This window comes from Nonomuraea polychroma, assembly GCF_004011505.1.
GTDB classification, from domain to species: Bacteria; Actinomycetota; Actinomycetes; order Streptosporangiales; family Streptosporangiaceae; genus Nonomuraea; species Nonomuraea polychroma.
On sequence record NZ_SAUN01000001.1, the window covers coordinates 4,503,066 to 4,528,955 of the forward strand.

Genomic DNA, 25,890 nt, shown 5'->3' on the forward strand with positions numbered 1-25,890 from the left:
GTCAAGTCCGGTGATTGACCGGTGCTGTGTTACACCTTACTGTGCGCGTGGGAAAAGGTATTCCCAAATCCTTTGGTGGAGGAGTCCCGATGAACCGTGGGTTCCGCCGCACGCGTCTGTCCGTAGCGGCGCTCTTATGCAGCTCCTTACTCACCGGCGTGCCGCAGGCCGCGCACGCCGCCCCCACCGCCCAGGTCGTCGACATGTTCGGCAGGACCGTCAACGACTACGGCGTCAAGCTCGTCGACTGGCAGGGCTACCTGGCCAATCCCTACGTCGAGCTGACCGTCAAACCCCCGCCCGAGGTGCGCTACCCGGTCACCGTCGACCTGAAGGCCGAGGGCACCTCCAGGCTCATGATGGACCTGCCGAGCCGGCTCACCGCGACCGGCGCGACGAAGACGCTGTCCTTCGCCGGCGCCGCCGAGCAGAAGACGTTCAAGCTGGCGATCCACTCCAAACGCGGCCCGGGTCCGGATGAAAGTTACACGCTCCGGCTGAACGTCAGGGACGCCGGCGGCACGACGTACCAGCAGTCCCTGCCGATCCGGGTGCAGCAGGACGAGAAGACCGCGCTGCAGCCGACCCTCCCGATCACCTTCGACTACCGCTTCGACACCATCACCGGCTACTTCAACGACGCCGCCTTCCGGACGGCGTCGGAGGAGGCGGTCAAGGACTGGTTCCGGTTCTTCGACATGCAGCCGTTCGACACCGTCGCGGCCGGGGCGGAGCCGAACCACCTGCCGGGCAACGACTGGCAGAACACGATCAACGTCACCAACCAGTCCGCCTACAACGGCATGTACGTGTTCTTCCGCGGCATCCAGACCCCGTACTCGACCGGTTACCCGGCCGGCAACGGCCGCTACAGCACCCGGGGCGGCCAGCAGCTCCCCGGCCCGCTGCACCGCTCCACCGCGATGATCTTCGAGTACGACGAGGCGAACAAGCAGCTGTTCACCTCCCTGGCCGACGAGGACTGGTACAGGACGGAGATCCAGGGCTCGGTGCTCGACGTGCACGGCCTGGTCATGCACGAGTACGGCCACGCGGTCGCCTTCCACAGCGACTGGGCCGGCATGCGCTCCTACGTGCAGGGCGGCGGCAACGACCCCGACGTGGTCGCCTACCAGGGGTACGCCGTGCCGCTCGACAGCAGCTACCACATCCCCGGCGAGCAGCGTTACTGGGACCGCCTCAGCGGTCAGAGCGGCGGCTGGACGCACCTGTTCCCCACCCGCCGCTGGATGCTCACCAAGCTGGCCCTGCTGGTGGCCGAGAACGCCGGCTGGAAGCTCAACCGCAACCTCACCCCGTTCCTGCCGCCGTCCATCGTCACCACCTCGCTCCCCCAGGCCACGCCGGGCGCCGCCTACCAGCACGCGCTGGAGGCCAAGGGTGGTGTGCCGTTCTACGACTGGCAGGTCACGAGCGGTTCGCTGCCGGCCGGGCTGAGCCTCGACCGCTTCACCGGCGCCATCACCGGCACGCCGACGACCGCGGGCTCGTCCACGTTCACCGTCCAGCTCCGCGACTACGACCGGCTCAGCACGCCGGTGACCAGGACGTTCACCCTCAACGTCGGGGCCGGGCCGGCGAACCTCGCGCGCAGCGCCACGCCGTCGGCCTCGTACACCTCCCCGTGGGAGAGCGTCGCGGCGATCAACGACGGCATCGACCCGCCGCGCTCCAACGACACCGTCAACCGCCGCTGGGGCACCTGGCCGCAGACCGGCGCGCAATGGGCCGAGCTGACCTGGCCGTCGGCGCAGACGATCAGATCCGCCGACGTGTACTTCTTCGACGACGGCGGCGGGGTGCGGCTGCCCGCCTCCTGGAAGCTGCAGTACTGGACCGGCAGCGCCTACGCCGACATCCCCGGCACCTATCCCACCGCGCTCAACGCCTACAACCGGGTGACGTTCACCCCCGTGACCACGACCAGGCTCCGGGTCGCACTGCAGAGCGGCCAGGCCTCGGTCGGGCTGCTGGAAGTGAAGGCGAACTCCTAGAAAGGCTTCCATGAGGAAGGTCACGATGTTCGGCGCGCTCGCCGCCCTGGCGGGCGCGCTGTCCCTCCCCTCCCCCAGCCTCGCCGCCCCGAAGGAGGCGCCCGCGCTGGAGGTGTACGACATCTTCTTCCGCAAGGTCAACGACTACGGCGTGCAGCTCGTGGACTGGCAGGGCTACCTCGCCAACCCGTACGTGGAGCTGACCGTCCGGGCGCCGCGGGTGCCCGGCATCACCTATCCGCTCAAGGTGGAGCTGCATGCCAAGGGCACCTCCCGGCTGATGTTCAACATGCCGAGCGAGCTGACCGCCACCGGCGCGACCAAGTCCTTCACCTTGACCGGGCCGTACGACCGGGAGGTCGTGCGGCTGGCCATCCACTCCAAGCAGGGCGCGGGCAGCGACGAGCTGCACCAGTGGGTCATGAAGACCACTGACGCGACCGGCGCCAAACGCACCCAGACCATGCCGATCCGGGTGCAGCAGGACGAGAAGACGCCGCTCGAGCCCACCATCCCCATCGACTTCGACTACCGGTACGACACCATCACCGGCTACTTCTCCGACCCCGCCGTGCGCAAGGCGGCCGAGCGGGCGGTGAAGAACTGGTTCGCCTTCTTCGATCTGGAGCCGTTCGACGCGGTCCCGGCCGGCGACGAGGTGAACCGGCTGCCGGGCAACGACTGGCAGAACGAGGTCGAGGCCACCAACGCCAAGCCGTACAACGGCATGTACGTGTGGTTCCGCGGCATCCAGACGCCGTACTCGACCGGCTATCCCACGGTCAACGGCAAGTTCCACACCCAGAACGGCAAGCCGACCCCGTACCACCGCTCGACCAGCATGATCCTGGAGTACGACGAGCAGCTCATGAAGTTGTTCACGTCCCTGGAGGACGAGGACTGGTACAAGACCGACCTCGGCCAGTACATCGACGTGCAGGGCCTGGTCATGCACGAGTACGGCCACGCGGTCGCCTTCCACAGCGACTGGAGGGGCATGGCCGACTACGTCGCCTCCAAGGGCAGGGACGACCAGGACGTCATCGACTACCAGGGTTACCCGGTGCCGCTGGACACCAGCTATCACGTGCCCGGCGACGAGCCGTACTGGGACCGGCTCAGCGGCCAGAACGGCGGCTGGCGCCACCACTTCCCGACCCGGCGGTGGGAGCTGACCAAGCTGACGCTGCTGATCGCGGAGGCCGCCGGCTGGAAGCTCAACCGGAACCTGACCCCGTTCCTCAAGCCCTCGATCGAGACCTCCTCGCTGCCCGCGGCGACCAGCGGGGCCGCCTACGACCAGCGGCTCAGGGCCAAGGGCGGCGTGCCGTTCTACGACTGGCAGGTCGTGCGCGGCGCGCTGCCCGACGGGCTGAGCCTCGACCGGTTCACCGGGGCCGTCACCGGCACGCCGGCGAAGGCGGGCTCCTACAAGGTCACCGTCCAGCTCAGGGACTACGACAAGCAGAGCACCCCCGTCACCCGTGAGTACACGCTCACGGTGAACTGACGCGGCCGAGGGCCGGCCGTCTGACCTGACGGCCGGCCCTCGTCGTGCTCAGAGGCCGTAGCGGCTCTTCAGGTGCCGCCACCAGTCGCGGAACATCCACGCGTCGAACTCCGTGATCGACGACGCGCTGCCCGCCTTCATGAGGAAGCAGCACTGGCCGGTCGGCGTCCAGTCGTAGAAGTCGTCCAGGCCGAACGAGTGGCCCATTTCATGCAGCAGGATGTGAATGTTGTCGGCGTTGAGGTTGTTCATGTAGTACTCGCTGCCGATCCGCTGCCCCCAGTCGCCACCGGCGCCGCCGCCGAAGCCCGCGGTGAGCCAGAGCGACATGTCGTAGTGGTGCGACGCGCCGCCCGGGCAGTTGGGGTAGGTGCCGTTCTGGTTGAAGAAGCGGCCGCACGGCTCGGCGCACTGCGGCGCGTTCTCGCGGATGTTGTTGACGTAGATGTCGACGGAGGTGTCGCTCCACTGGAGCTGGGCGCGGTCGCGCACGGCCCAGCCGACCACCTTCACCGGCACGTTCGTGTACGGCCAGCCGTTGTGGCCGACCATGACGTCCATCCACTTCTTGAACTGGCGGGCCAGCGTGGCGTGGATCTGGTCACGCTGGGCGGCCGTCACCGTGGCGCTGGAGTCCCAGCGCACGCAGTAGTTGATCGAGCCGCCGTTGGCCATGATCTGGTCCCAGCCGTAGTTCCGGAACCCGTACAGGTTGGGGTACGTGCTCTCCTGGTGCTGCCACACCTCGTTGAGCGGGGTGACGAGGTGGGCGGGCGGGTTCCAGCCGCTCGGGCCGGGGTTCGAGTCGGGCGCCCACGCCCTGACCTCCAGCAGCCCGACCGACGCCTGGCCGCTGTTCAGGACGACGCGCAGCCGCGTGGTGCTGATCTGCGAGAACGTGACCGTGTTGTAGGCGTTGACCGCGATCGGGTACGTGCCGGGGATGTCGGCATAGGCGCTGCCGGTCCAGCGCTGGAGCTTCCAGGAGGCGGGCACGCGCACGCCGCCTCCGTCGTCGAAGAAGTACACGTCGGCCGACCTGATGGTCTGGGCCGAGGTCCAGGTCAGCTCGGCCCACTGGGTTCCGGTGTTGGGCCAGGTGCCCCAGCGGCGGTTGACGGTGTCGTTGGAGCGCGGCGGGTCGATGCCGTCGTTGATCGCCGCGACGCTCTCCCACGGGGAGGTGTACGAGGCCGACGGCGTCGCCGACCTGGCCACGTTCGTGTCGGCCAGGGCGCTCTGGACGGGGAAGAAGAAGGAGATGATCAGGAGGAGGGGCAGGATTGCCAAGCGTTTCATGGGAGATCTCCCGTGGTAGCGCTAACATTCGCTGACGAGCACGTACCAAGCGCCACCGTCGCGAGCAGGCGGCGCCGGCCGCGCCGGGACTGGGATTGAATTGTCGAGGCCGCTCTCTGCCTTTCCGCGCCTGGTGAAGCAAGCGCTTTCCCATCGGTCGGACGAGCACCCGTTCCGGAATGAGTGGAAAGGACAGCCTGATGAGGGCACGGCTGTCCCTGTTCGGGCTTTGATCGCACGAGCAGCGACAGCCGTCAACCGGAACGCGCCGGTCCGGGGCCTCGACCTGCGGCTCACCGGTGAAAGTTTCACCGAGCCGCCGAGATCGCCGGACGCCCTCCGCGGGTGGTGCGGCGTCAGCCCGTCAGGTAACGCTGCACGACCGGCCCGAGGTCGCGGACCAGGCTCTCCGGGTCGGCCTCCGCCATCGGCGGCAGCCGGAGCACGTAGCGGGTGAGGGCCAGCCCGAGCAGTTGCGTGCTGACCAGCCCGGCCCGGTGCGGGGCGTCGTCCGCGCCGGTCACCCGGGCCACGAACGCGACGATCTGCGTCTGGAAGACCTCGCGCATGCGCTCGGCGGCCATGGGGTTGGTGGAGGCGGACCGCAGCAGCAGGATCAGCACGTCGTCGGACAGGCCGCCTTCCCAGCGGGCCAGGAAGTGGCGCACGAGCAGCTCGCCGAGGCGGTCCGCCGGCGGCTCCGGCACCTGCGCGAGCCGCAGGTCCACGTCCACGGCGGCGCTGAACAGCCCGGCCTTGCTGCCGTAGTAACGCATGACCATCGACGGGTCGACGCCGACCTGGGCGGCGACCGCCCGGATCGTCATGGCCTCGTAGCCGCGCTCGATGAGCAGTTTCCTGGCGGCCTCCAGGATGGAGGTCCGGGTCGCCGCCGATCGTTCTGTGAACGCCATGACAACAAGTGTAGGCCAACACATGTGCGCGCCGCCGTCTGACATTCGCCGGTAACAACCTGGCAACAGCTCTTTTCCGAATCGATGTGACCGTTCACACTCATGCAGCAGAAAGATGTGACCGATCACATCGAGCGCTGTGAGGAGCGCCATGAGGAGGAGAAATGCTGGGTCCGCGGCCTTGGCGGCGGCCCTCGTGATCAGTGTGTTACCCGCGACTCCAGGCGCCGCCGCGCCGTCCCAGCTGGTCGTCGACCTCGCGACCCAGACCGGCGCCCTGCGTTACGGCGCCACCGGTTTCCTGTACGGGCTCGGCGACGAGGGCATCCCGAACGAGACCATGCTGGCCGCACTCAAACCCCAGGTCACCGCCCAGAAGGCGCCGGACGGCCTGCAGCACCCGAACGGCGACGCACTCAAGATCGCCCCGATGTTCAAGCGGGCGGGCGGCCGCGACATCCAGATCTACATGCAGGACATCTACAAGCAGTGGCCGTACGAGAACCTCGGCATCAACGACTACCTGGCCAAGGTGGACACGATGACGAGGAAGGTCGTCGCCGACCCGTACCGCACCTCCTACGTCTACGTCCCGTTCAACGAGCCCGACCAGATCTGGTATTCGGGCAACCTGACCGGTTTCCTCAACGACTACAAGACCGTCTACCAGCGCATCCGCTCCATCGACCCCGGCGCCCGCATCGCCGGCCCCAACTTCGCCTCCTACCGCTCGGCCGACCTGCGCAGGTTCATGACGTTCGCGCGCGACAACAACGTGCTCCCGGACGTCACGACGTGGCATGAGCTGGGCGACGACTTCTTCACCGGCTGGCACGAGCACTACGCCGACTACCGGGCGATCGAGTCGAGCCTGGGCATCTCGCCACGCCAGATCTCGATCAACGAGTACGGCCGGTTCTCCGGCGACCTCGGCGTGCCGGGCAACCTGGTGCAGTTCGTGGCCAAGTTCGAGAACAGCAAGGTCGACGGCTGCCTGGCGTACTGGACGACGGCCGGCGGGCTCAACGACCTGGTCACCAGGAACAACCAGGCGACCGGCGGCTGGTGGTTGTACAAGTGGTACGGCGAGCTGACCGGCACGACGGTCGCCGTGACCCCGCCCGCGCCCGGCGGCTCGCTGCAGGGCGTGGCGGCGCTGGACCCGGCCAAGAAGCAGGCCCGGGTGATCTTCGGCGGCAACAACCCGGCGAGCGGCACCTACGACACAAATCTGGTCGTCAAGGGCATCCCCTCCTCCCTGGGCGGCACCGTGCACGCCACCGTGTGGGGCGTCGACACCACCGGGCTGAACGCCTCCCCCGGCCCGTATCGGGTGAGCGAGAGCGACTACGCGGCCTCCGGCGGGCAGATCACGATCCCGCTGACCGGGCTGAAGGGCACGTCGGCGTACCACGTGGTCATCACCCCGGACAAGGACCTGTCCCAGGCGGCCTCGCCGCAGCGGTACGAGGCCGAGTACGCCGCCCTGGCCGGCTCCGCCCGCGTCACCTACGGCCCGAACACCGGCTACTCGGGCACGTCCTTCGCCGAGGGATACGGCGCCAGCACCACGGCGAGCACCAAGTTCGTGGTGAGCGCCCCGGCGGACGGCTACTACGCCATCGCCCTGCGCTACTCGGCGGGCCCGTACAGCGGCGCCCCGGCCACCCGCTCGGTCCGGATGCGGCTCAACGGCGCCGATCTCACCACCGTGACGCTGCCCGGCACCGCCGACTGGAACACCTGGAACACCGTCACCACCAAGGTGTTCCTGACCGCCGGAATCAACCGCGTCGACGTCAACGCCTACGCCTCCGACGACCGGGACGCGGTCAACATCGACTACATCGACGTCACGCCCACTACCGGGACGATCACCTCGTACCAGGCGGAATCCTCCGCGAACACGCTGAGCGGGGCCGCCAGGGTGGCGTCCAACTCCGCGGCGTCGGGCGGTGCGTACGTCGGCTACATCGGCGCGGGCGCGGCCAACACGCTGCGCTTCAACAACGTCACCGTCCCGGCCGCCGGCCGCTACCGCATGGTCGTCACGTACGCCAACGGCGAGCTGGGCGAGGGCGCCACCAACTACAACTCCAACATCGTCGACCGCTACGCCGACATCTCCGCGGGCGGCGGCGCGCCGGTCAGGCACTACTTCCGCAACACGCTGGGCTGGTCGAACTACCGCACCACGGTCGTCGACGTGGTCCTGGCCGCGGGCGCGAACACGATCACGTTCGGCAACGCCTCGGCCGGCTACGCGCCCGACATCGACCTCATCCAGATCGCCGCACCACTCGGCTGAGGTCACGAACCCGCGGCTCGACCGGTCGCCGCCGGTCGAGCCGCAGGAGGGAGAGGGTTACGCCAGCACGGGGAAGTTGGCCCGCACCACGCCCTGCGGGTCGCGGGCCCGCTTGATCTCCCGCAGCCTGGCGATCGTCTCCCCGGAGAAGGCCGCCGCGGCCCGCTCGCCCCGCGCCAGCATCGTGTACGGCTTGCGCCCGCTGACCCGCGCGCCGAGCTCCTCGGCGAGGCCCGCCTGCTTGGCGCCGACGGCCGCGGACAGCTCCGGGTTGAGCGCCAGCCCGAGCATGTAGAGCAGGTACGGCTCCGCCATCGGGCCGCTCGGCCCGGCACCCGGACGGGAGGCGGCCAGCGCGCCGCCGAGGTGCCTGAGCTGGAGGCCGACCACCGGCTCGAGCGGCGAGCCCGCCAAGACCTCGATCGCCGCGTCGTCGATCCCGGTCAGCAGCTCCGTCCGGGAGCGGACGGGCGCCGGGGCGGTGGGCTCGGCGGTGATGTCGCCCAGGTTCGCGACCGCGACCGGGCCGCGCTTGTCGGCGATGACGTCGTCGATCTTGTCGAGGCGGGCCAGCAGCGCCCGCCCTTCGGCCTCGTCGCCGAGGAAGGCGACGGCGAGCCCCACCATGGGCGGCGCCTGCGGGGCCTGGATCCGGTTGAACCAGACGGACAGCTCGTCCGGGGCCTCGGCGGTGATCTCCAGGAAGGCGTCGAACACCTCGCGGGTGCGGTGGCCCGGCCACATCACGCTGCCGCCGTACAGGCTCGGCGCCGGATACAGGCTGAACTCGACGGCCGTCACGAGCGCGAAGTCGCCGCCTCCGCCGCGCAGCGCCCAGAACAGGTCGGGGTCGGCGTCCGCGGTGACCCTGGCCTGCCCGCCGTCGGCGGTGACGACGTCGAAGGCCCGCACGCTGTCGGCGGCGAAGCCGTGCTTGCGGCCGAACCAGCTCACGCCGCCGCCAAGGGTGTAGCCCGTCACGCCGACCACGGGGTTGCTGCCCGCCAGGCCCGTCAGCCCGTGCGGCCCGGCCGCGGCCAGGACCCGCCCCCACTGGACGCCGGCGCCCACGCGTGCCGTGCGCTCCTCAGGGTTCACGTGCAGCTCGTCCAGCTTGCTCGTACGCAGCAGGATCACGCCGTCGGTGTCGCCCGATGCGCCATGGCCGGTCGGCTGGGCGGTCACCGCGAGGCCGGAGCGGCGGGCGTACCCGACCGTGGCCGCCACGTCGCCGGCCCCCGCGGCCTCGACGACGGCGGCCACCCGTTGGTCGACCGCCAGGTTCCATGCTTTGGTGGCCTGCTCGAAGCCCTCGTCGCCGGGCGACAACACGCGGCCGTCAACGGCGCTTCGCAGGTCGGTGTTCGTCATTCTCAAACGCTCCTCTGGGGATGATCGGGGTCCCTTCGTACCGGGACCACCCCTATGACGGTCCGGGCGCGGAAGAGGTGACCGTCCGGGCGGCGAGTTTCGGGTGATGCATGTCACACTCCGGTCTCGGCGAATATCGGTCACGGGCCGTGCATTACCACTCCGGGAACTGTCACATTCAAGACGCAGCGCTAAATGGCCATGACACAAAGCCACCTCTGGCTGATAATTCGGCGCGCCACATTATCGCCGCGTCTGGAAAGATCGAATCAGGCGAAGGGAGGCTCGAGGTGGCTTTAGCAAATGCCGGAATTCGACGGTTATTGGTGGACACGGGGGAGCCGCGGACGTGGGTGTCGCTCCGTACTGATCTCGTCACCGCGCTGCTGGGGGTGTGGTTCGGCATCGGGCTGATGATCGACGCCTGGGCCCACTCGAACCTCAGCGAGCTGGAGACGTTCTTCACGCCGTGGCACGCGGCGTTCTATTCGGGATTCGCGGCCGTATCCGGCTGGATCCTCTGGCAGGTGTGGCGCAACGCACGCGCCGGCCGGCAGGGACTGGCGGCGGTGCCTCAGGGGTATCTGGCCGGGCTCCTGGCGGTGCCCGCGTTCGCCGCCTTCGGCTTCGCCGACATGATGTGGCACACCCTCCTCGGCATCGAGACCAGCATCGACATCCTGTTCAGCCCGTCGCATCTGGGGCTGGTCACGTCGATGCTGCTCATCATCACCACGCCGCTCCGCTCGGCCTGGAACGCCCCTGACGTGGGCGCGCGGCCGACGCTGGGCCGGCTGCTGCCGGCGCTGATCGGGCTGGCGTTCGCGACCACGCTGGTGTCGCTGTTCCTGTCGTACGGCGACGCCCTGCAGTGGCGCGCCTCCCGCATCGTCGAGGCGTTCTCCTTCCCGGACGACGGGGGCGCGTACGGGCTCGCCACGGCGATCGCCCTCACCAACGTCGTCCTGCTCGCCCCCGTGCTGCTGCTGGTGCGGCGGTGGCGGCTGCCGTTCGGCAGCGTGACCATCATGTACGCGCTGGCGGTGCTCATGCCGGGCGCGCAGACGGACTTCGACAACGTGTCGATCCTGCTGTCCGTGGTGGCCGGGGGCCTCGCCGCCGACCTGCTGATCCTCTGGCTGCGCCCGTCGGCCGACCGGCGCTACGCCTTCTGGGCGTTCGCCGGGTTGTCGAGCTTCGCCACCTGGTCGCTGTACATCGGGTTCGCCGCGGCCACGGGCGGCGGGCTGCCCACCACGCCGGAGTTGTGGACCGGCGCGCCGATCGTGGCGGGGCTGATCGGGCTCATACTCGGGGCGCTGTTCCTGCCCAACGCGGCCGGCCGGCCCAGTCCGGCCGGCCAGGCCGATCCGGTCGATCCGCCCGTCGACGACAGGGCATGATCCGGCTGCTCTGTCTGGTCGCCGTGCTGGTGCTGGCGTGCGCCGCGCCGGCCGCGGCGCACAACGTCTCGGCGGGTGCGGATCTGCGGATCGCCCAGACGATCGCCGGCATGGAGGTCACCGTGGTGGTCAAGGGCACCACGCGGGTGCCCGGGCCGCTGCGGATCGGCGTCATCGCCTTCGAGCCGGTCACCGGCCCGCCGGTCGAGCTGGCGGTCCGGTCGGTCGAGGACGGCCGCACGGTGACCGGGGTGGCGCGTCCGGCGTTGCGGGATCCGCAGTACACGGAGCTCAGGGTGGAGCGGACCGGGCCGCACGAGCTGACGCTGCGGGCGGGGAACGAGGTCGCCGTGGTGCCGTTCCGCGTGCTCGTGGAGCGCGGGTCCGGGGCGGAGCTCCTGATCTACGGCGGTTTCTTCGTGGCGGGGCTGCTGCTGGTGGGCGGCCTGCTCACCGGGGCCATGGCCCGGCCGGGCCGCGCCATGGCGGTGTCGGGTGGCGCGGCCGTGGGGCTGACGGTCGCGGTCATGGCGATCGTGTTCGAGCCGATGCTGCCTGCCGGGCCGCCGGACGGCGCCGCGCCCGTGGTCACGTCGCAGGCCGGCGGGCGGCCGTTCGTGCAGGGGCGGGTGACGACGGTGCCGGCGCGGCCGGCCCCAGGAGAGGAGTTCACCGTGCGGGTGGATCTCGTCGACGGGTCCACCGGGCGGCCCGTGGACGATCTCGCGGTCCATCACGAGGCGCTCGCCCACGTGGTCGTCACCAGCGAGGACGGGAGGTTCTTCCGTCACGTGCACCCGCTGCGCACGGCGGCGGGGCGGCTGGAGGTCAGGCTGCGGGCCGGCCGGGCCGGCACGTACACGGCGCACGTCGAACTGGAACGGGAGGACTCCGGAGGACAACTCCTCACCGGACGGTTCAGCGTCGTTGGCGCGGCGGACCCGGCCACCCCTGGAGGCGGCGCCGACGGCACCGAGCCCGCCGCCACCGACGGCACCGGACAGGAGCCGGGCGCGCCGCCGCGGATGTCGCCTGCCGAGCCCGTCGCGGGCCGGCCGGTGACGGTCGAGGTCGACGCCGCCGGACCCGTGCGGCCGTGGCTCGGCATGGGCGGTCATTTGATCGTCCGCAGCCAGGACGGAGACTTCCTCGGTCATGTGCACGAGATGGGCTCCGGCGGTTCCCGGCTGCGGTTCACCTTCGGCTTCCCGGAGGCGGGGCGGTATCTCGCCTGGGCCCAGTACGCCCTGGCCGACCGCATCGTGACCGTGCCGTTCACCGTGGACGTCGCGGAGGCCGCCCGATGAAGCGGATCGTGATCGCCGTCGCCCTCGTCGTGGCGGCAGCCGTGATCTTCATCGTGGGGCGGAGCCTGGGGGCCGAGCCGCTCCGCGTGAGCAGCACGGGCGCCCGCTACGCCGTCACCGTCGTCATCGACGAGCCGACGACGGGCCGCGTCTCGGTCGAGGTGCTGGTGACCTCGGGCGAACCGGACTCCGTGGCCGTGTCGACGGTGATGCCCGGCATGGGGCACTCCACGCCCGAGGTCATCGCGCGGCAGGCCGGGCCCGGCCGTTTCGTGGCCGAGGGTGAGCTGTTCCCCATGTCCGGGGCGTGGGAGGTGCCGATCAGGCTGGACGGGCCCGCGGGCGAAGAGGTGCTGGTGGTCGACGCGCTGATCACCGGATAGCACGGCCCGGCCTGGTCTGACGGCGTGAGTGGTTTCGATAGATTCGTCCACGACCGATCATCGTGACGGGCCGGAGGAGCTTCGTGACCATTCCTGAGCTGACCGACGTGCACGCGGCGTGGCTGCCGCCGGAGGCGTTCCGCGCGATCGGTTCGCGCCGGACCCTCGTGCTCGGCGACGGCGCGCTCGCCGGGACCGTGCACGCCGAGGTCGCGGCGGCCTGCGCCCGGTACGGCGGCACCGTGCGGCGCACCGGTGACGGCCCCTTCGACCTCGTGCTCGCGCTCACCACGGCCGGCCCGTTGCCGCCGGTCGCGGCGGCGGTCATGGCGGAAGCCGGGCCGATCGGCGAGGAGGGTCACGTGCTCGCCCGCCGCGACGGCGTCACGGTCGTGCTCGCGAGCGCGCCGGCCGGCCTGCTGTACGGCCTGTTCCACCTGGTCAGGCTCGGCGAGCCGGCGTTCGAGGCGGCACGGCAGGCGGAGCGGCACGAGCCGGCGACACGGCGGCGCATGCTCGACCACTGGGACAACATCGACGTGCACCCGGTCATGGGGCAGGTCGAGCGCGGCTACGCGGGCGGGTCGATCTTCTGGCGGGACGGCGTCCTGCGCGACGACCTGACGCGGGTGCGGGCCTACGGGCGGCTGCTGGCCGCCTGCGGCATCAACGCGATCGCGATCAACAACGTGAACGTGCACGCCACGGAGGCCCGCCTGCTGACCGACCGCCTCGGCGAGGTGGCCGCGATCGCCGCCGAGCTGCGCCCGTACGGGATCCGCGTGCACCTGTCGGTCACCTTCGCCGCCCCGATCGTGCTCGGCGGCCTGCCGACCGCGGACCCGCTCGACGAGGACGTGCGGCGGTGGTGGGCGGCGACCACCGCGCGGGTGTACGAGACGATCCCCGACTTCGGCGGCTACGTGGTGAAGGCCGACTCCGAGGGCCAGCCCGGCCCGTTCGCGTACGGGCGCAGCCACGCCGACGGCGCCGGCATGCTGGCCGACGCGCTGGCCCCGCACGGCGGGGTCGTGCACTGGCGGGCGTTCGTCTACAACCACCGGCAGGACTGGCGCGACCGGTCGACCGACCGCGCCCGCGCGGCCTACGACCACTTCGCCCCGCTCGACGGGCGTTTCGGCGACAACGCGATCCTGCAGGTGAAGTACGGCCCCATGGACTTCCAGCCGCGTGAGCCGGTCTCGCCGGTGATCGCGGCCATGCCCGGGACCCGCCTGGCGGTGGAGTTCCAGGTGACACAGGAGTACACCGGCCAGCAGAAGCACGTCTGCTACCTGGCGCCGATGTGGCGCGAGGTGCTCGGCTTCGGCCCATGGGGGCCGGAAGGGGCGACCGTGGCCGACGTGGCGACCGAGTTCGTCGCGGTCTCCAACGTGGGCGACGACCTCTACTGGACCGGCCACCCCCTCGCACAGGCCAACCTGTACGCCTTCGGGCGGCTCGCCTGGGACCCGCGCCTGGACCCCGCCGCCGTCCTCGACGAGTGGATCGACCTGACGTTCGCCCCGTCCCCCGAGCCGCTCCGGAGCACGCTGCACACGATGATGGACGGCTCCTGGCGGACGTATGAGCGGTACACCGCGCCGCTGGGGGTCGGCTTCATGGTCAGGCCGGGTCACCACTACGGGCCCGACGTGGACGGCTACGAGTACACGCCGTGGGGGACGTACCACTTCGCCGACCGGGACGGCGTCGGCGTGGACCGCACCCGCGCCACCGGCACCGGCTGCACCGGCCAGTATCCGCAGCCGTGGTCGGACGTCTACGAGTCCCTGGAGCAGTGCCCGGACGAGCTGCTGCTGTTCTTCCACCACGTGCCGTACGGGCACGTGCTGCACAGCGGCTCGACGGTCGTCCAGCACATCTACGACACCCACTTCGCCGGCGCGGAGGAGGTGGCCGACATGCGCGCGCACTGGGACAAGCTCGAAGGGCTGGTGGACCCGGCGCTGCACGCCCGGGTGAAGGAGCTGCTCGACGAGCAGCTCCGCTGCGCCGAGGAGTGGCGCGACCAGGTCAACGCCTACTTCTTCCGCAAGTCGGGAGTGCCGGACGCGCGCGGCCGGCGCATCCCCTAGGCGGTGAACTCCTCCTGGACCTCGGCGATCATCGGCCGGCTGTTCCACAGCAGCGCCGCCGCGAACGCCGAGGCCAGGACGGCCGAGGCCAGCTCGGTGGCGATCACGGTGACGCCGGCCGCCACGACCAGCACGGACACGTTGCCCAGGGTCGCCTTGGGGTGGCGCATGAGGAAGTAGGTGGCCAGCCGGGCCACGTCCACCGCCCGGAACTCGAACAACGAGGAGATCACCAGCGCGTTGGCGGCCCAGAGCAGCGCCGCCACCGCGACGAGCACCAGCAGCACCGCCCACCACCCCGGAACCCCGGCGGCGGCGAAGTTCGCCAAGTTGGTCCCGATGACGGCCAATCCGGCCAGCCACGGGACCCAGATCTTCAGCACCCCGCGCACGTTGGCCTTGTAGCCGCGCCAGAACGCCGCCGCCGGGTGCAGGTCCGCCAGGTCCCGGCTGCGGTGGCGCAGCGCGTAGAGCGCGGCCGACAGTGCGGGGCCGGCGGGCAGCGCGCAGAGCACCGCCAGCGGCACGTTGCTGGCGTCCAGGCCGAGCAGGGGCAGGGCGAGCAGCCCCGGCGCGGCCGCGACCAGGAACATGCCCTCGACCACGAGCAGGGTGTAGATGAGTGCGGCGGCCCGCGAGAGCGGTCCTTGGCCGAACCGCCGCCCGGCCGTCACCTCGCTCATTGAACCTCCTGCCCCAAGAGCCGCCCGTCGTCCCACCACGGCGGCGTCTCGTCCACCACCGGCGTCGGCTCGACCAGGGTGACCTCGTGGCGGCCGAGCATGAGATCGGCGTCCACCCTACCGCCGGCGACCGGCAGGCTCCGGTGGCTCCTGGCCGGCTCGGCGGCCTCCCGGAGCACGTCGAGCTCCCTGGGCCGGGCCGATCGGGGCCTGCCCGGCTCGCACCGGGCCAGCACGCTCGCCCGGCCGTCGTCGCCCCGGGTGACCAGATGGTCGGCCACCTCTCCCCCGGCCGCCGGCACCGGGGCCAGGTACGCGGCGTTGAACGCCGTGTCGTGGACCGGGTTGTCGGGCCGGTAGGAGGAGTCGAACTCCGTGATGGGCACCGGCAGCCGCCCCGAGGCCCGGTCCGGAACCACGGTCCGCATCAGATCAGCCGTGTTCCTTCTTGAACCGCTCGTAGGCGGTGTTGACGAGGTTCACGTAGGCGGTCATGTTCTTGCCCTCGAGCTCCTTGACGTAGGCGTCCCACTCGCTGAGGTCGCGCTCGCCCAGGATGAACTTGAGCGTCTGCTGGGTGACGAAGTCCTTCAGCGGCGTCTCCCACAGCGTGGCCTGCTCGCGCTCGACGTCGTTGAACGGGTGCGGCGGCTCGACCGGCCAGAGCTGCCGGGCGTTCATCACGTTCTGGAACTCCAGCTCCTCCTCGGAGAAGGTGGACTGCACGAGCTTGGTGGGGCCGCCGTAGGCGAACACGCCGTTGGAGAAGCCGAAGTCCTTCTGCAGGTGCTTGGGCGCCCCGGCGTTGAGCCCGATGAAGTCGATGTCCTTGTTCAGCGTGAACTTCCCGGAGGCGTCCTTGGTGTACGTCGTGCCCTCGACGCCCCACTTGGCGAACTCCTGGCCCTGGTCGGAGTAGTAGAGCCAGTCGACGAACTGCATCATGGCGACGAAGTTCTTGTTCTCCAGCGCCTTCTTGGAGATCATGACGCCGTTCTCGAGCCGCGTCTGGATCTTGTACTCGCCCACCGGTCCCATGGGCACCGGGATCTTGACGATCTTCGCGTCGGGGACGAGCTTGGTCAGCGTCGGCCGGTAGTCGTTGATCATCGTCTGCGCGTTGGTGCTGATGACGAACGACTTGCCGGAGTTGAACTTCTGCTTGGCCTGCTCGTCCTGCTGGGTGAAGCTCTCCGGGTCGAGCAGCTTCTCGTCCACCAGCTTGTGCAGGTACTCGATCGCCTGCTTGTACTGCGGCATGGCGCCGGTGTAGGCGAACTTCCCGGCGGCGGCGTCCCAGGTCGCGTGCTGGTACTCCCAACCGCCCTTCGCCCCGTAGGCCTGGGCGACGAGCTTGATCAGATTGCCGCCCGGCGTGGGCACACCCCACCGGTCGGTCATGGGGTAGAGGTCGGGGTACTCCTTCTTCAGCGCCTTGAGCACGGTGTAGAGCTCCTCCCACGTCTTCGGGAGCGCCAGGCCGTGCTTGTCCAGGATGTCGGTCCTGACCGCCAGGGAGTAGTCCACCCAAGGGCTCTCATGGATGCCGGGCAGCAGGTAGAACTTGCCGTCGGACTGCCGGAGGGTGTTCAGCTCCGGCTCCAGCTTCCACTTGGCGACCTTGTCCTTGAAGTTCGGCATCAGGTCGAGGTAGTCGCTGACCGGCAGGATGGCGCCGGAGGCGACGAACGCCTCCTCGGACGGGTGGTAGGTCTTCGGGATGATGAGCGGGGCCTGCCCGGAGCCGACCAGCAGGCCGCGCTTCTTCTCGTAGTCGCTCAGCGGCACCGCCACCGGCTTGAGCGTCACGTTGGTGCGCTTGGTCAGCTCCTGCCAGAACAACCAGTCGTTCTTGAGCGGGTAGAACGGGTGGTTGTTGTAGAGCACGTCGAACGAGACCGCTTCGGTGGCCTTGAACTGCTGGTTGACACCGAAGCTCGCCATGGCGCCCGCCTTGTTCGCCGAATCGGCGGCCTTCTTCGGGACCTCGTCATCGGCGCAGCCCGCGACGACAAAGGTGAGCGCACCCAGCCCGATAAGTGCCTGACGCCGGGAGATGTGCTGCATGGGGGGTTCCTTTCGGATGGACAATGGCTATCCCTTGACCGCGCCGAGCATGACGCCCGAGACGAAGTACCTCTGCACGAAGGGGTAGACCGCCAGGATGGGAAGGACGGTGAGCATGATCGTCACCGCCTGGATGTTGGCCGCGGCCGCCGACACCTCGGACATCACGGCGCCGGCGGACTCGGCGCCGGTCGCCCCCGCGATGAGGTTGCGCAGGTAGATGGTCACCGGGAACAACTCCTGCTCGTTCAGGTAGAGGAACGCGGTGAACCACGAGTTCCAGAACGAGACCGCGTAGAAGAGCACCATCGTGGCGATGACCGCCTTCGACAGCGGCAGCACGATGCGCCACAGGATGCCGTAGGTGTTCAGGCCGTCGATGGCGGCGGCCTCCTCCAGGTCCTGCGGCAGGCCCTCGAAGAACGCCTTCATGACGAGGAGGTTGAACACGCTGATGGCGTTGGGCAGGACGATGGCCCAGATGCTGTTCGTCAGCCCGAGGCTGTTGACCAGCACGTACTGGGGGATCAGGCCACCGGAGAAGATCATGGTGAAGATGGCCACCCAGATGAGGACCGTACGGCCCTTGAGGTGCTTCTTCGACAACACGTACGCGTAGCAGGTGGTCAGCACCATCGCGATGGCCGTGGCGACGACGGTGTACACCACGGTGTTGCGGTAGTTCGTCCAGAACATCGGGTCCGAGATCACGAGCTGGTACGTCTTGACGTTGAACCCGCGCGGGAAGAAGTTGACCTGCCCCGAGACGATGTAACGCTCGTCGCTGAACGAGCGCGCGATGATGTTGACGAAGGGATACAGCGTCACGATCACGACGCCGGTCAGGATGACGGCGTTGATCCCCTGGAAGACGCGGTAGCCCCGGCTCTTGACGGTCGTCACCACAGGCCCGTCCCTACTGTGCGGCGGGAGATGAAGTTGGCCGACACGATCAGCACCACCCCGACGAGCGCCTCGAACAGGCCGATCGCGGCGGCGTAGCTCATGGAGCTGGACTCCACGCCCATGCGGTACAGGTACGTGGAGATCACGTCGGCGGTCGGATAGGTCAGCGGGTTGTACAGCAGCAGGACCTTCTCGAAGCCGGTGGCCATGAACGTGCCGAGGTTGAGGATCAGCAGCGTGATCGCCGTCGGCCGGATGCCCGGCAGGGTGACGTGCCAGATCTGCCGCCACCGGCTCGCGCCGTCCATCCGGGCCGCCTCGTAGAGGTGCTCGTCGATGGTGGTCAGCGCGGCCAGGTAGAGGATGGTGCCCCAGCCGACGGTCTGCCAGACCTCCGACGAGACGAAGATCGTGCGGAACCACTCCGGTTTCTGGATGAACGGGGTGGCCTCCCCGCCGAGCGCCTTCACGATCTGGTTGATCGGCCCGTCGATGGCCAGCATCTGCATGACCATGGCGGCCACGATGACCATCGACAGGAAGTGCGGGAGGTAGGACACCGACTGCAGGAACCGCTTGATGCTCCGGTTGCGGACCTCGTTGAGCAGCAGCGCCAGCACGATCGGGAGCGGGAAGCAGAACAGCAGAGTCAGGCCGCCGAGGATGAGCGTGTTGGTGAACACGGTCCAGAACGTGGGGTCGTTCAGGAACATCTCCACGTAGCGCAGGCCCACCCAGGTTTCGCCGAAGATGCTGCCGCCGGGCTCGAACTTCCTGAAGGCGATCACGTTGCCGAGCATCGGGGCGTACCGGAAGATCAGGAAGAACAGCAGTGGCAGGATCACCAGCGAGTACAGCTGCCAGTCGCGGCGTAATGCGTGCCGCCACGTGCCCGGCCGGGCACTGCGGCGGCGGCCCGTCGCGGGCCGGACCTCGCGGGTGTCCGGAGTCTCGAGTGTCGTGCTCATCCCGCGCGTGTTCATGGCCTCACTCCGTGAGGCGGGCTCGGTCGCCATATGCCGCCGCCTTCCCCCGCTCTGGTCGCTCCGCTCCCGCCGCTCCTCCAGGCGACGGCACTCCCTCGCGGGCTACGCCGGCTGTGGCCAGCAGCTTCCTGTGGTGGCCGATCTCGCGCTCGGCGCCGGTCAGGGTCAGCGGCACGGTCGCCGCCGTGTCGCCGCTGGAGCGGCCGAAGCGCAGCTCGACGTCGCCGGGCTCGACGATGCGCCGGCCACGCACCCCGGTGAAGGACGTGACGTCGGCCGGGACCGTGAAGGACACGCGGGCGGCCCGTCCCGGCTCCAGCGGGACGCGGGCGTAGCCGACCAGGCGCACCACCGGCCTGGTCGCCTGCGCGACCGGGTCGTGCAGGTACAGCTGCACGACCTCCGTGCCGGGCCGCGACCCGGTGTTGCGCACCGTGATCTCGACGGTGACCTCGCCGTCGACCGGCCACTCGGCCGGTCCGCGCACGCCCGCGTCGCTCCAGTCGAACGTGGTGTAGCCGATCCCGTGCCCGAACGGGTAGGCGGGCGTCGGGTCCACGGACGACACCTCCGAGCGGCGGCCCAGCGGCGGCGACAGGTACGTCGACGGCAGGCCGCCGGCGTCGCGCAGCACGCTGACCGGCAGCCGCCCGGACGGGTTGACCGCGCCGGTGAGCACCTCGGCGAGGGCCTGGCCGCCCCGCTGGCCGGGGAAGAAGCCGTAGACGACGGCCGCGGCCGCGTCGGTCTCCGCGCCCAGCGCGTACGGGCGGCCGGCCAGCGCCACCAGCACCACGGGGGTGCCGGTGGCGAGGACGGCCCGCACGAGCTCGGGCTGCACGCCCGGCAGGCGCAGGTCGGTCGCGTCGCACCCCTCGCCGGAGGTGCCCCGTCCGAACAGCCCCGCCCGGTCGCCGACCGCCAGCACGCACACGTCCGCTTCCGCGGCCACGGCGGCCGCGGCCTCGATGCCGGAGGTGTCGTCGCCGCTGATGTCGCAGCCGGCCACGTACGCGAGGTCCGGGACCATCTCGCCGAGAGCCTCGCGCAGCGACGGGATGTCCACCCCGAGCCCGTGCTCGGGGTGCGGGCCCACGTGCGCGGGGAAGGTGTAGCAGCCGAGCATCGCCATCGGGTCGTCGGCGACCGGGCCGACGAGCGCGACGCGCCGGCCTGGCGCCAGCGGCAGGATCCCGCCGGTGTTGCGCAGGAGCACCACGGACTCCCGCGCCAGCCGAAGGGCGAGGTCCTGGCCGGTCTCGTCGTCGAGGCGCAGTTCCTCGACGTTGTCCGGCAGCGCCTGCCAGTCCGCGTCGAGCAGGCCGAGCTCGGCCTTCTGCGTCAGCACCCGCTGCAGGGCGCGGTCGATGAGCGCCTCGTCGACGTCGCCTGCCTTCACCGCCTCGATCAGCGGGGCGCCGAACGTGTCGACCGTCGGCAGCTCGACGTCGATCCCGGCACGCAGGGCGAGCCTCGCCGCGTCCCCGCCGTCCGCGGCGACGCCGTGCAGGCGCTCCAGGAAGCGGATCGCGAAGTAGTCCGAGACGAGCGTGCCGCTGAACCCCCACTCGCCGCGCAGCAGCCCGGTCAGCAGCTCCGCGTCGGCGGCCACCGGCAGGCCGTCGATCTCGGCGTAGGAGTTCATGACCGAACGGGCGCCGCCCAGGCGCAGGGCCATCTCGAACGGCGGCAGCACGGCGTCGGCCAGCTCACGGCGCCCCATCGCCACGGGGGCGTGGTTGCGGCCGCCGCGGGAGGCGGCGTACCCGGCGAAGTGCTTCAGCGTGGCGACGACGCCCGCGCCCTCGATGCCGCGCACGTAGGCGGCGCCGATGGTGCCGACGAGGTAGGGGTCCTCGCCGATCGTCTCCTCGGTGCGGCCCCAGCGGTAGTCCCTGCTCACGTCGACCACCGGGGCGAGGCCCTGGTGCACGCCCGCGGCCCGCAACGTCCGGGCGACCTGCCCGGCCATCTCCTCGACCAGCTCGGGATCGAAGGACGCGCCCCAGCTGAGCGGCGCCGGGTAGACGGTCGCCTTCCAGGCGGCGAACCCGGTCAGGCACTCCTCGTGCACCTGGGCGGGGATCCGGAACCGGCTGGCGGCCACGATCTGATCCTGGGACGCGGCGAGCGAGCGGGCGCCCGCGACCGGGTCGACGGGCGCGGTCCCGAACGGGCGAGTCAGCTGACCCAGCCCGTTGCGGATGACCTCGTTCCACTCCACGCCCGTCATGTCGGCCTGGTGCGGCGCGACGCCTCCCCCTGAGGCATCGGCGCCGACCCAGACGCCGACGAGCTGAGCCACCTTCTCCTCCAGCGTCATGAGCGGGACGAGCGCGGCGGCCCGCTCCGCGGGCGAGCGCCGCGTGTCCTGCCACGGTGCGGGCTCACCGGTCGCCGGGCTCGTGTCATTTGGTACTTGGCCCCTCATGCCGTCCTTTCGACCGGTGATGCCACCGAAACTTTCGAGAAGATTCGTTAATATTGCGGCAACCTAAGGGGCTTGTTAAATCGTGTCAAGAGGTACGTCGGGTGTGATGTTGCTGCCGCAGTTGAGGGCATTCGCGCGGGTCACAGTCCCAAGTCGGAGCGACCGCCCCTGACAAATTTCCGAAAACTTTCCGGCAATAAAGTGGGGACATGCGGGGCACAAGTTGCCGCTCGGCTGACGATCAGGAGGGCGAGTCGCCGGCGGCCGGCTCGACGACCGTGCGGAGGCCCTACCCGGCCGCTTCGCCGGCGGTGGCCTGCGCGTGGTGGCGGCGGTCGACCAGCAGCATCGCCACGAGCACCGCGACCACCGCGGTGAGCTGGAGGCCCGCGTTCACCGCCGTGCCGATCGGCATCGTCGCGAGCACGGCGGCCGCCGTGACCAGCCGGCCACCGATCGGCAGCGTATGCAGCGACCGGCGGTCCCACACGATCCCGGCGAGGAACATCACGACCCCGCCGGCCAGCGCCAGAGCCGACGGCCAGGACGCCGGGGAGCCGGGATGGGCGACCGCGCCGTGCACCCCGGCAGCCGCGACCATGACGCCCAGGAGCGCCGGGATGTGCGCGAAGCCCAGCCGCAGCGCCAGCCGGGCCCGCGAGCCCGGCTCGGCCGCCCTCAGCACGGCCTCGGCGGCAGGGGTGTCGGTGAAGTATGTCCACCACAACGCGCCCGGCAGCGCCAGCGCCAGCACCACCATGGCGAGGATCCCGGCGGACAGGTGCGCGACGTCCACGCCCATCCCGATGACCACGACGGACTCGCCGAGCGCGATGATCACCAGGAGGCCGTGCCGCTCCACGAAATGCTCAGGGGCGATGCGGAAGGACCACACGACACTCACCCATGACCGGCGCGGCACAAGGTAGGGGACGACCATCTGCAGGGCGAAGGCCGCCACCCAGCACACGTACTGGGCCGCTCCCCCGGCGAACCCGCCGGCCAGCACCAGCAGGGCCGCCGCCAGGTTGTAGGGGGCCAGCCGGCGCAGACCCTTGCCGACGTCGGCCTGGGTGAAGAGGATCAGATGGACGATGATCACCACGAGGTAGCCGATGCCGAAGACGACCCCGGTGCCGTCGAAGGCCCGCGGCATGCCGACCGCGGCGATCAGGAAACCCGCCATCGCCACGAAGAGCAGCAGCTTCTGCGCGGGCAGCCGGGGCGGGACGTGGTTGGGCAGCCACACGTAGCCGTCGAACATCCACCACAGGATGGCGAAGAGCAGGAGCACGCGCCCGAAGCCGGGGAGGGACAGGTCGGCTTCGAGGATGTGGGTGAGCTGGGTGAGCGTGAAGACGAAGACGACGTCGAAGAAGACTTCCACCGTGGTCACACGGTCGGCGGGGGCGCGGTCGGCCGCCCGCCACCGCGGCGCCGTCAGCCGCGCCACGCGCACCTCCCTACGCCCCGCCCACCAGCCGGCGGTCCTGCTCTCACCCTACTGAGTCCCCACGCGGCACACGACCTATGCGGCGGCTCTCACCGGCCGCCGGCGGCGGCGTACTCGAACCAGTCGAAGCTCGCGCTTGCCTCGGTCACGTACATGCCGATGACCCGCCCCGTGAAGCCGGTGGCGACCTCCGTGGACACGTACCGGCCGTCCAGCTCGGCGAGCAGCACCCCGCCCGCGGAGAAGGCGATGGTGTCCGGCCCGCGCGCCTCGACGCCCACCGGTCCGGCGGGCGGCCCGGTCACGGACGGCGGCAGGATGTCGCGGGTGCGGATGTCGATGGCGAGCGTGAGCGGCCCGGGCGGCACGGGGTGCTGGGCCACGCACTGCCGCAGCGGCCCGATCCGGGCGATCAACCGCGCCTGCCCGTCGCTCACCTCCAGGTCGTAGTGGTGGGCTTCGTCCATCCGCACCGACAGCCCCGCCTGTGACGACGGTCCGGGCTCGAGCCGGGCGGTGACCCGGCAGTCGTGGTGCTGCTGGCGGCGGCCGATGAAGGTGTGCCCGGGGCGGTCCAGCGTCGGCCCCGTGGCGTGCAGGGTGAGCCGGCCGGGCCGTTCGGTCAGCGACCAGGAGCCGTCGGGGCGGCTGCGCGGCGAGATCCAGCACGGCGCCAGCGTCTCACCGTCGAAGTGGTCCCGGGCCGGCGCCTCGGGGAACGGGTGCCAGGCGGCCGGCGCGGGATGGCGTTCCTCCACCGGTCCCGCGACCGGCCAGCCGTCCACCCACGTGACCGGGACGAGGAAGGTCTCCCGGCCGAGGACGTGGAAGTCGGGGCTGTGGCCGCGCGGCCGGGTGCCCAGCAGCACCATCCACCAGCTGCCGTCGGCGGCCTGCACGAGGTCGGCGTGCCCGGTGCTCTGGATCGGCCGGGCCGTGCCGCGGTGGGTGAGGATCGGGTTGACCGGCCCGGGTTCGAAGGGGCCGCGGGGCGAGCGGGCGCGGGCGATGGAGACGGCGTGGCCGCGTTCGGTGCCGCCTTCGGACATCAGCAGGTACCACCAGCCGTCCACCCGGTACAGGTGCGGCGCTTCTGGATATTTCCCGCCGGTGCCCGACCAGATCGGGTACGGCCCCTCCAGGATCTCGCCCTTGTCCGGGTCGACCCGCGCGACCTGGTTCCCCGACACGGCGCTCCAGCAGGAGCCGTCCTCGTCCCAGGCCAGGTCGGGGTCGACGCCGGGCAGGTCGATCCAGATGGGGTCCGACCAGGGGCCTTCCGGGCGGTCGGCGGTGACGACGAAGGTGCCGCGGCCGACGTTCGTCGTGATCAGGTAGAACCGGCCGTCATGGTGCCGGATGGTGGGCGCGTAGATCCCGCCGGAGGCGGACGCCTCCGGCGGGAGATCCAGCTGTGCGGGCCGGTCGAGCACGTTGCCGATCTGCCGCCAGGCACGAGGTCGCGGCTGTGGAAGATCGGCACGCCGGGGACGTACTCGAAGCTGGAGCACACGAGGTAGTAGTCCTCGCCGACCCGGCACACGCTCGGGTCCGGATGGAACCCGCCGATCACCGGGTTGTCGTACATGCGCACGTCAGGGGTGTCCTTTCCGTCCGGCGTTGCCGAAAACTTTCGGCCGGTAGCCGATCATCAGGTCGGGACTCTAGGTGCGCTGCTCGACACTCGTCAAAGGCCGTGCCCGGCAGGCCCCTGCGCCGGTCAGCCGCAGTGCTCGAAGGGGCTGGTGTAGGTGGCGGAGCCGGCCGTGCCGCCCCACTTGACGCACTTGCCTGCCGCGGCCGCGCGCACCGGTCCGGCGTAGTAGGCGAAGCTGCCGCTGTCGCTCACCCGCGCCTTGCCCTGCACCTCCAGGAAGGCGCTGGTCGCGGTGGCGGTGCCGAGCGACGTCTTCTTGATCGTCGCCACGCAGTTGTTGCCGTTGCCGGTGTTGTAGAGCAGGTAGGCGGTGCCGGCCGAGCCCAGCGCCGCTGAGTCGATCACCTCGAAGCCGCTGCCGCACACCTCCTCGGGCGTGTGCGGGTTGGTGCCGCCGCCACCGCCGCCGCAGGCGTTCCTGGAGGTCAGCGTCTGGTTCGGGTAGCCGAAGGTGACGCCGTTGAAGACGGCCTTGCGGATGTTGCCCGGGTAGCCGGTGCCCTGGCGCACCTCGTAGTGGAGGTGAGGGCTGATGTTGTTGCCCGGCTTGCTCGTCTTGCCGACCGTGCCGATCTTCTGGCCCTGGGTGACGCGGGCGCCCGCGCTCACCGAGCGCACGTTCAGGTGCGCGTAGAACGTGGTCCAGCCGCCCCCGTGGTCGATCTTGACCAGGTTGCCGAAGCCGTTGGCCGAGCCCTGGTGGGCCGAGATGACCACGGTGCCGGCCGCGGCGGCGACGACGGTGTCGCCGAGGTCGGCGCCGGCCGTGCTGCCCCGGTTGAAGTCGATCTCGTACGACCGGTGGGCGCTGCTGTTGCTGGAGTTGCCCGTCCAGCTCTGGCCGCACGGGAAGGGGAGCTGGAAGGCCGGCGTCGCCAGGGTCGACACCGGCGGGACCTCGACGGTGTCCGGCGGGTCGTTGGGGTCCGGCGTGGGGGCCGGCGCCGGCGTCGGCGCCGCCTGTTGGGCGGCCTGGCCCGCCACGGCGACCTGGCCCGCCACGGCGACTTGGCCCGACATGAGTCCGGCCACCAGGAGGAACCCCACCGTAAGCACCCCTCTGGGTCTCATACGGATCCTTTCTGCAGGTGAAACACG

General features: G+C 70.4%; 19 protein-coding genes and 1 pseudogene. 7 read left to right on the plus strand and 13 right to left on the minus strand.

Annotated elements, in window-relative coordinates:
* Positions 1-89: 89 nt before the first annotated feature.
* A complete protein-coding gene (locus tag EDD27_RS20530; RefSeq protein WP_127933848.1) occupies positions 90-2,015 on the plus strand; it encodes an Ig domain-containing protein in 1,926 nt (641 codons plus the stop codon).
* Between the two features lie 10 nt (positions 2,016-2,025).
* Positions 2,026-3,525, plus strand: coding sequence for an Ig domain-containing protein (locus EDD27_RS20535; protein WP_127933849.1), 1,500 nt, complete (start codon positions 2,026-2,028; stop codon positions 3,523-3,525).
* A gap of 48 nt (positions 3,526-3,573) precedes the next feature.
* Here EDD27_RS20535 and EDD27_RS55620 read toward each other — a convergent pair whose 3' ends face one another.
* Together EDD27_RS55620 and EDD27_RS20550 are read right to left on the minus strand one after the other, a co-directional pair.
* A complete protein-coding gene (locus EDD27_RS55620) occupies positions 3,574-4,824 on the minus strand; it encodes a hypothetical protein (RefSeq protein ID WP_206641545.1) in 1,251 nt (416 codons plus the stop codon).
* 356 nt (positions 4,825-5,180) lie between these two features.
* Positions 5,181-5,738: a TetR/AcrR family transcriptional regulator gene (locus tag EDD27_RS20550; RefSeq protein ID WP_127933850.1), complete on the minus strand. Its 558-nt coding sequence runs from the start codon at positions 5,736-5,738 to the stop codon at positions 5,181-5,183.
* A 196-nt stretch (positions 5,739-5,934) separates the two neighbouring features.
* Between EDD27_RS20550 and EDD27_RS20555 the strand changes: the two genes are divergently transcribed.
* Positions 5,935-8,046 carry a carbohydrate-binding protein gene (locus tag EDD27_RS20555; protein WP_206641546.1) on the plus strand — a complete coding sequence of 704 codons (2,112 nt, stop codon included), beginning with the start codon at positions 5,935-5,937 and terminating at the stop codon, positions 8,044-8,046.
* A gap of 57 nt (positions 8,047-8,103) precedes the next feature.
* On the opposite strand, the gene EDD27_RS20560 is transcribed toward EDD27_RS20555, so the two are convergent.
* Positions 8,104-9,417, minus strand: a complete 1,314-nt coding sequence (locus EDD27_RS20560; RefSeq protein ID WP_127933852.1) for an FAD-binding oxidoreductase — start codon at positions 9,415-9,417, stop codon at positions 8,104-8,106.
* A gap of 353 nt (positions 9,418-9,770) precedes the next feature.
* On the opposite strand from EDD27_RS20560, the gene EDD27_RS20565 reads away from it, so the two are divergent.
* The 4 genes from EDD27_RS20565 (at position 9,771) to EDD27_RS20580 (ending at position 14,609) form a co-directional block, all read left to right on the plus strand.
* The gene (locus EDD27_RS20565; protein WP_241564158.1) at positions 9,771-10,820 is read left to right on the plus strand and encodes a hypothetical protein; all 1,050 of its coding nucleotides are present in this window, start codon (positions 9,771-9,773) and stop codon (positions 10,818-10,820) included.
* On the plus strand, positions 10,817-12,127 hold the full coding sequence (locus EDD27_RS20570) for a hypothetical protein (protein ID WP_127933854.1): 1,311 nt from the start codon (positions 10,817-10,819) through the stop codon (positions 12,125-12,127). Before EDD27_RS20565 ends, EDD27_RS20570 begins: the two co-directional genes overlap by 4 nt.
* Positions 12,124-12,510: a FixH family protein gene (locus EDD27_RS20575; RefSeq protein WP_127933855.1), complete on the plus strand. Its 387-nt coding sequence runs from the start codon at positions 12,124-12,126 to the stop codon at positions 12,508-12,510. Before EDD27_RS20570 ends, EDD27_RS20575 begins: the two co-directional genes overlap by 4 nt.
* An 83-nt stretch (positions 12,511-12,593) precedes the next feature.
* Entirely contained in the window at positions 12,594-14,609 is a 2,016-nt protein-coding gene (locus EDD27_RS20580) for an alpha-glucuronidase (RefSeq protein WP_241564159.1), read from the plus strand.
* Here the strand turns inward: EDD27_RS20580 and EDD27_RS20585 are convergent.
* The 10 genes and pseudogenes from EDD27_RS20585 to EDD27_RS20625 form a co-directional block, all read right to left on the minus strand.
* Entirely contained in the window at positions 14,606-15,292 is a 687-nt protein-coding gene (locus EDD27_RS20585) for a YesL family protein (RefSeq protein ID WP_127933857.1), read from the minus strand. The genes EDD27_RS20580 and EDD27_RS20585 overlap by 4 nt on opposite strands.
* Positions 15,289-15,720 (minus strand): glycoside hydrolase family protein, encoded by a 432-nt coding sequence (locus EDD27_RS20590; RefSeq protein ID WP_206641547.1) that lies wholly within the window; start codon positions 15,718-15,720, stop codon positions 15,289-15,291. The genes EDD27_RS20585 and EDD27_RS20590 overlap by 4 nt, the downstream gene beginning before the upstream one ends.
* Before the next feature lie 4 nt (positions 15,721-15,724).
* Positions 15,725-17,359, minus strand: coding sequence for an ABC transporter substrate-binding protein (locus EDD27_RS20595; RefSeq protein WP_127933858.1), 1,635 nt, complete (start codon positions 17,357-17,359; stop codon positions 15,725-15,727).
* 27 nt (positions 17,360-17,386) lie between these two features.
* A complete protein-coding gene (locus EDD27_RS20600) occupies positions 17,387-18,265 on the minus strand; it encodes a carbohydrate ABC transporter permease (protein ID WP_127933859.1) in 879 nt (292 codons plus the stop codon).
* Positions 18,259-19,248, minus strand: a complete 990-nt coding sequence (locus EDD27_RS20605) for an ABC transporter permease (RefSeq protein ID WP_127933860.1) — start codon at positions 19,246-19,248, stop codon at positions 18,259-18,261. The genes EDD27_RS20600 and EDD27_RS20605 overlap by 7 nt, the downstream gene beginning before the upstream one ends.
* Positions 19,249-19,252: 4 nt before the next feature.
* Positions 19,253-21,682, minus strand: coding sequence for a beta-xylosidase/alpha-l-arabinosidase (locus tag EDD27_RS20610; RefSeq protein ID WP_127933861.1), 2,430 nt, complete (start codon positions 21,680-21,682; stop codon positions 19,253-19,255).
* Between the two features lie 289 nt (positions 21,683-21,971).
* Positions 21,972-23,135: a low temperature requirement protein A gene (locus EDD27_RS20615; protein ID WP_164903704.1), complete on the minus strand. Its 1,164-nt coding sequence runs from the start codon at positions 23,133-23,135 to the stop codon at positions 21,972-21,974.
* Positions 23,136-23,224: 89 nt separating this feature from the next.
* Positions 23,225-23,920 (minus strand): beta-xylosidase family glycoside hydrolase, encoded by a 696-nt coding sequence (locus EDD27_RS58335; protein WP_338324757.1) that lies wholly within the window; start codon positions 23,918-23,920, stop codon positions 23,225-23,227.
* A gap of 45 nt (positions 23,921-23,965) precedes the next feature.
* A pseudogene (locus EDD27_RS20620) lies at positions 23,966-24,723 on the minus strand (glycoside hydrolase family 43 protein); the annotation flags it as partial.
* A 132-nt stretch (positions 24,724-24,855) separates the two neighbouring features.
* The gene (locus tag EDD27_RS20625) at positions 24,856-25,863 is read right to left on the minus strand and encodes a M23 family metallopeptidase (protein WP_127933863.1); all 1,008 of its coding nucleotides are present in this window, start codon (positions 25,861-25,863) and stop codon (positions 24,856-24,858) included.
* Between the last annotated feature and the right edge of the window lie 27 nt (positions 25,864-25,890).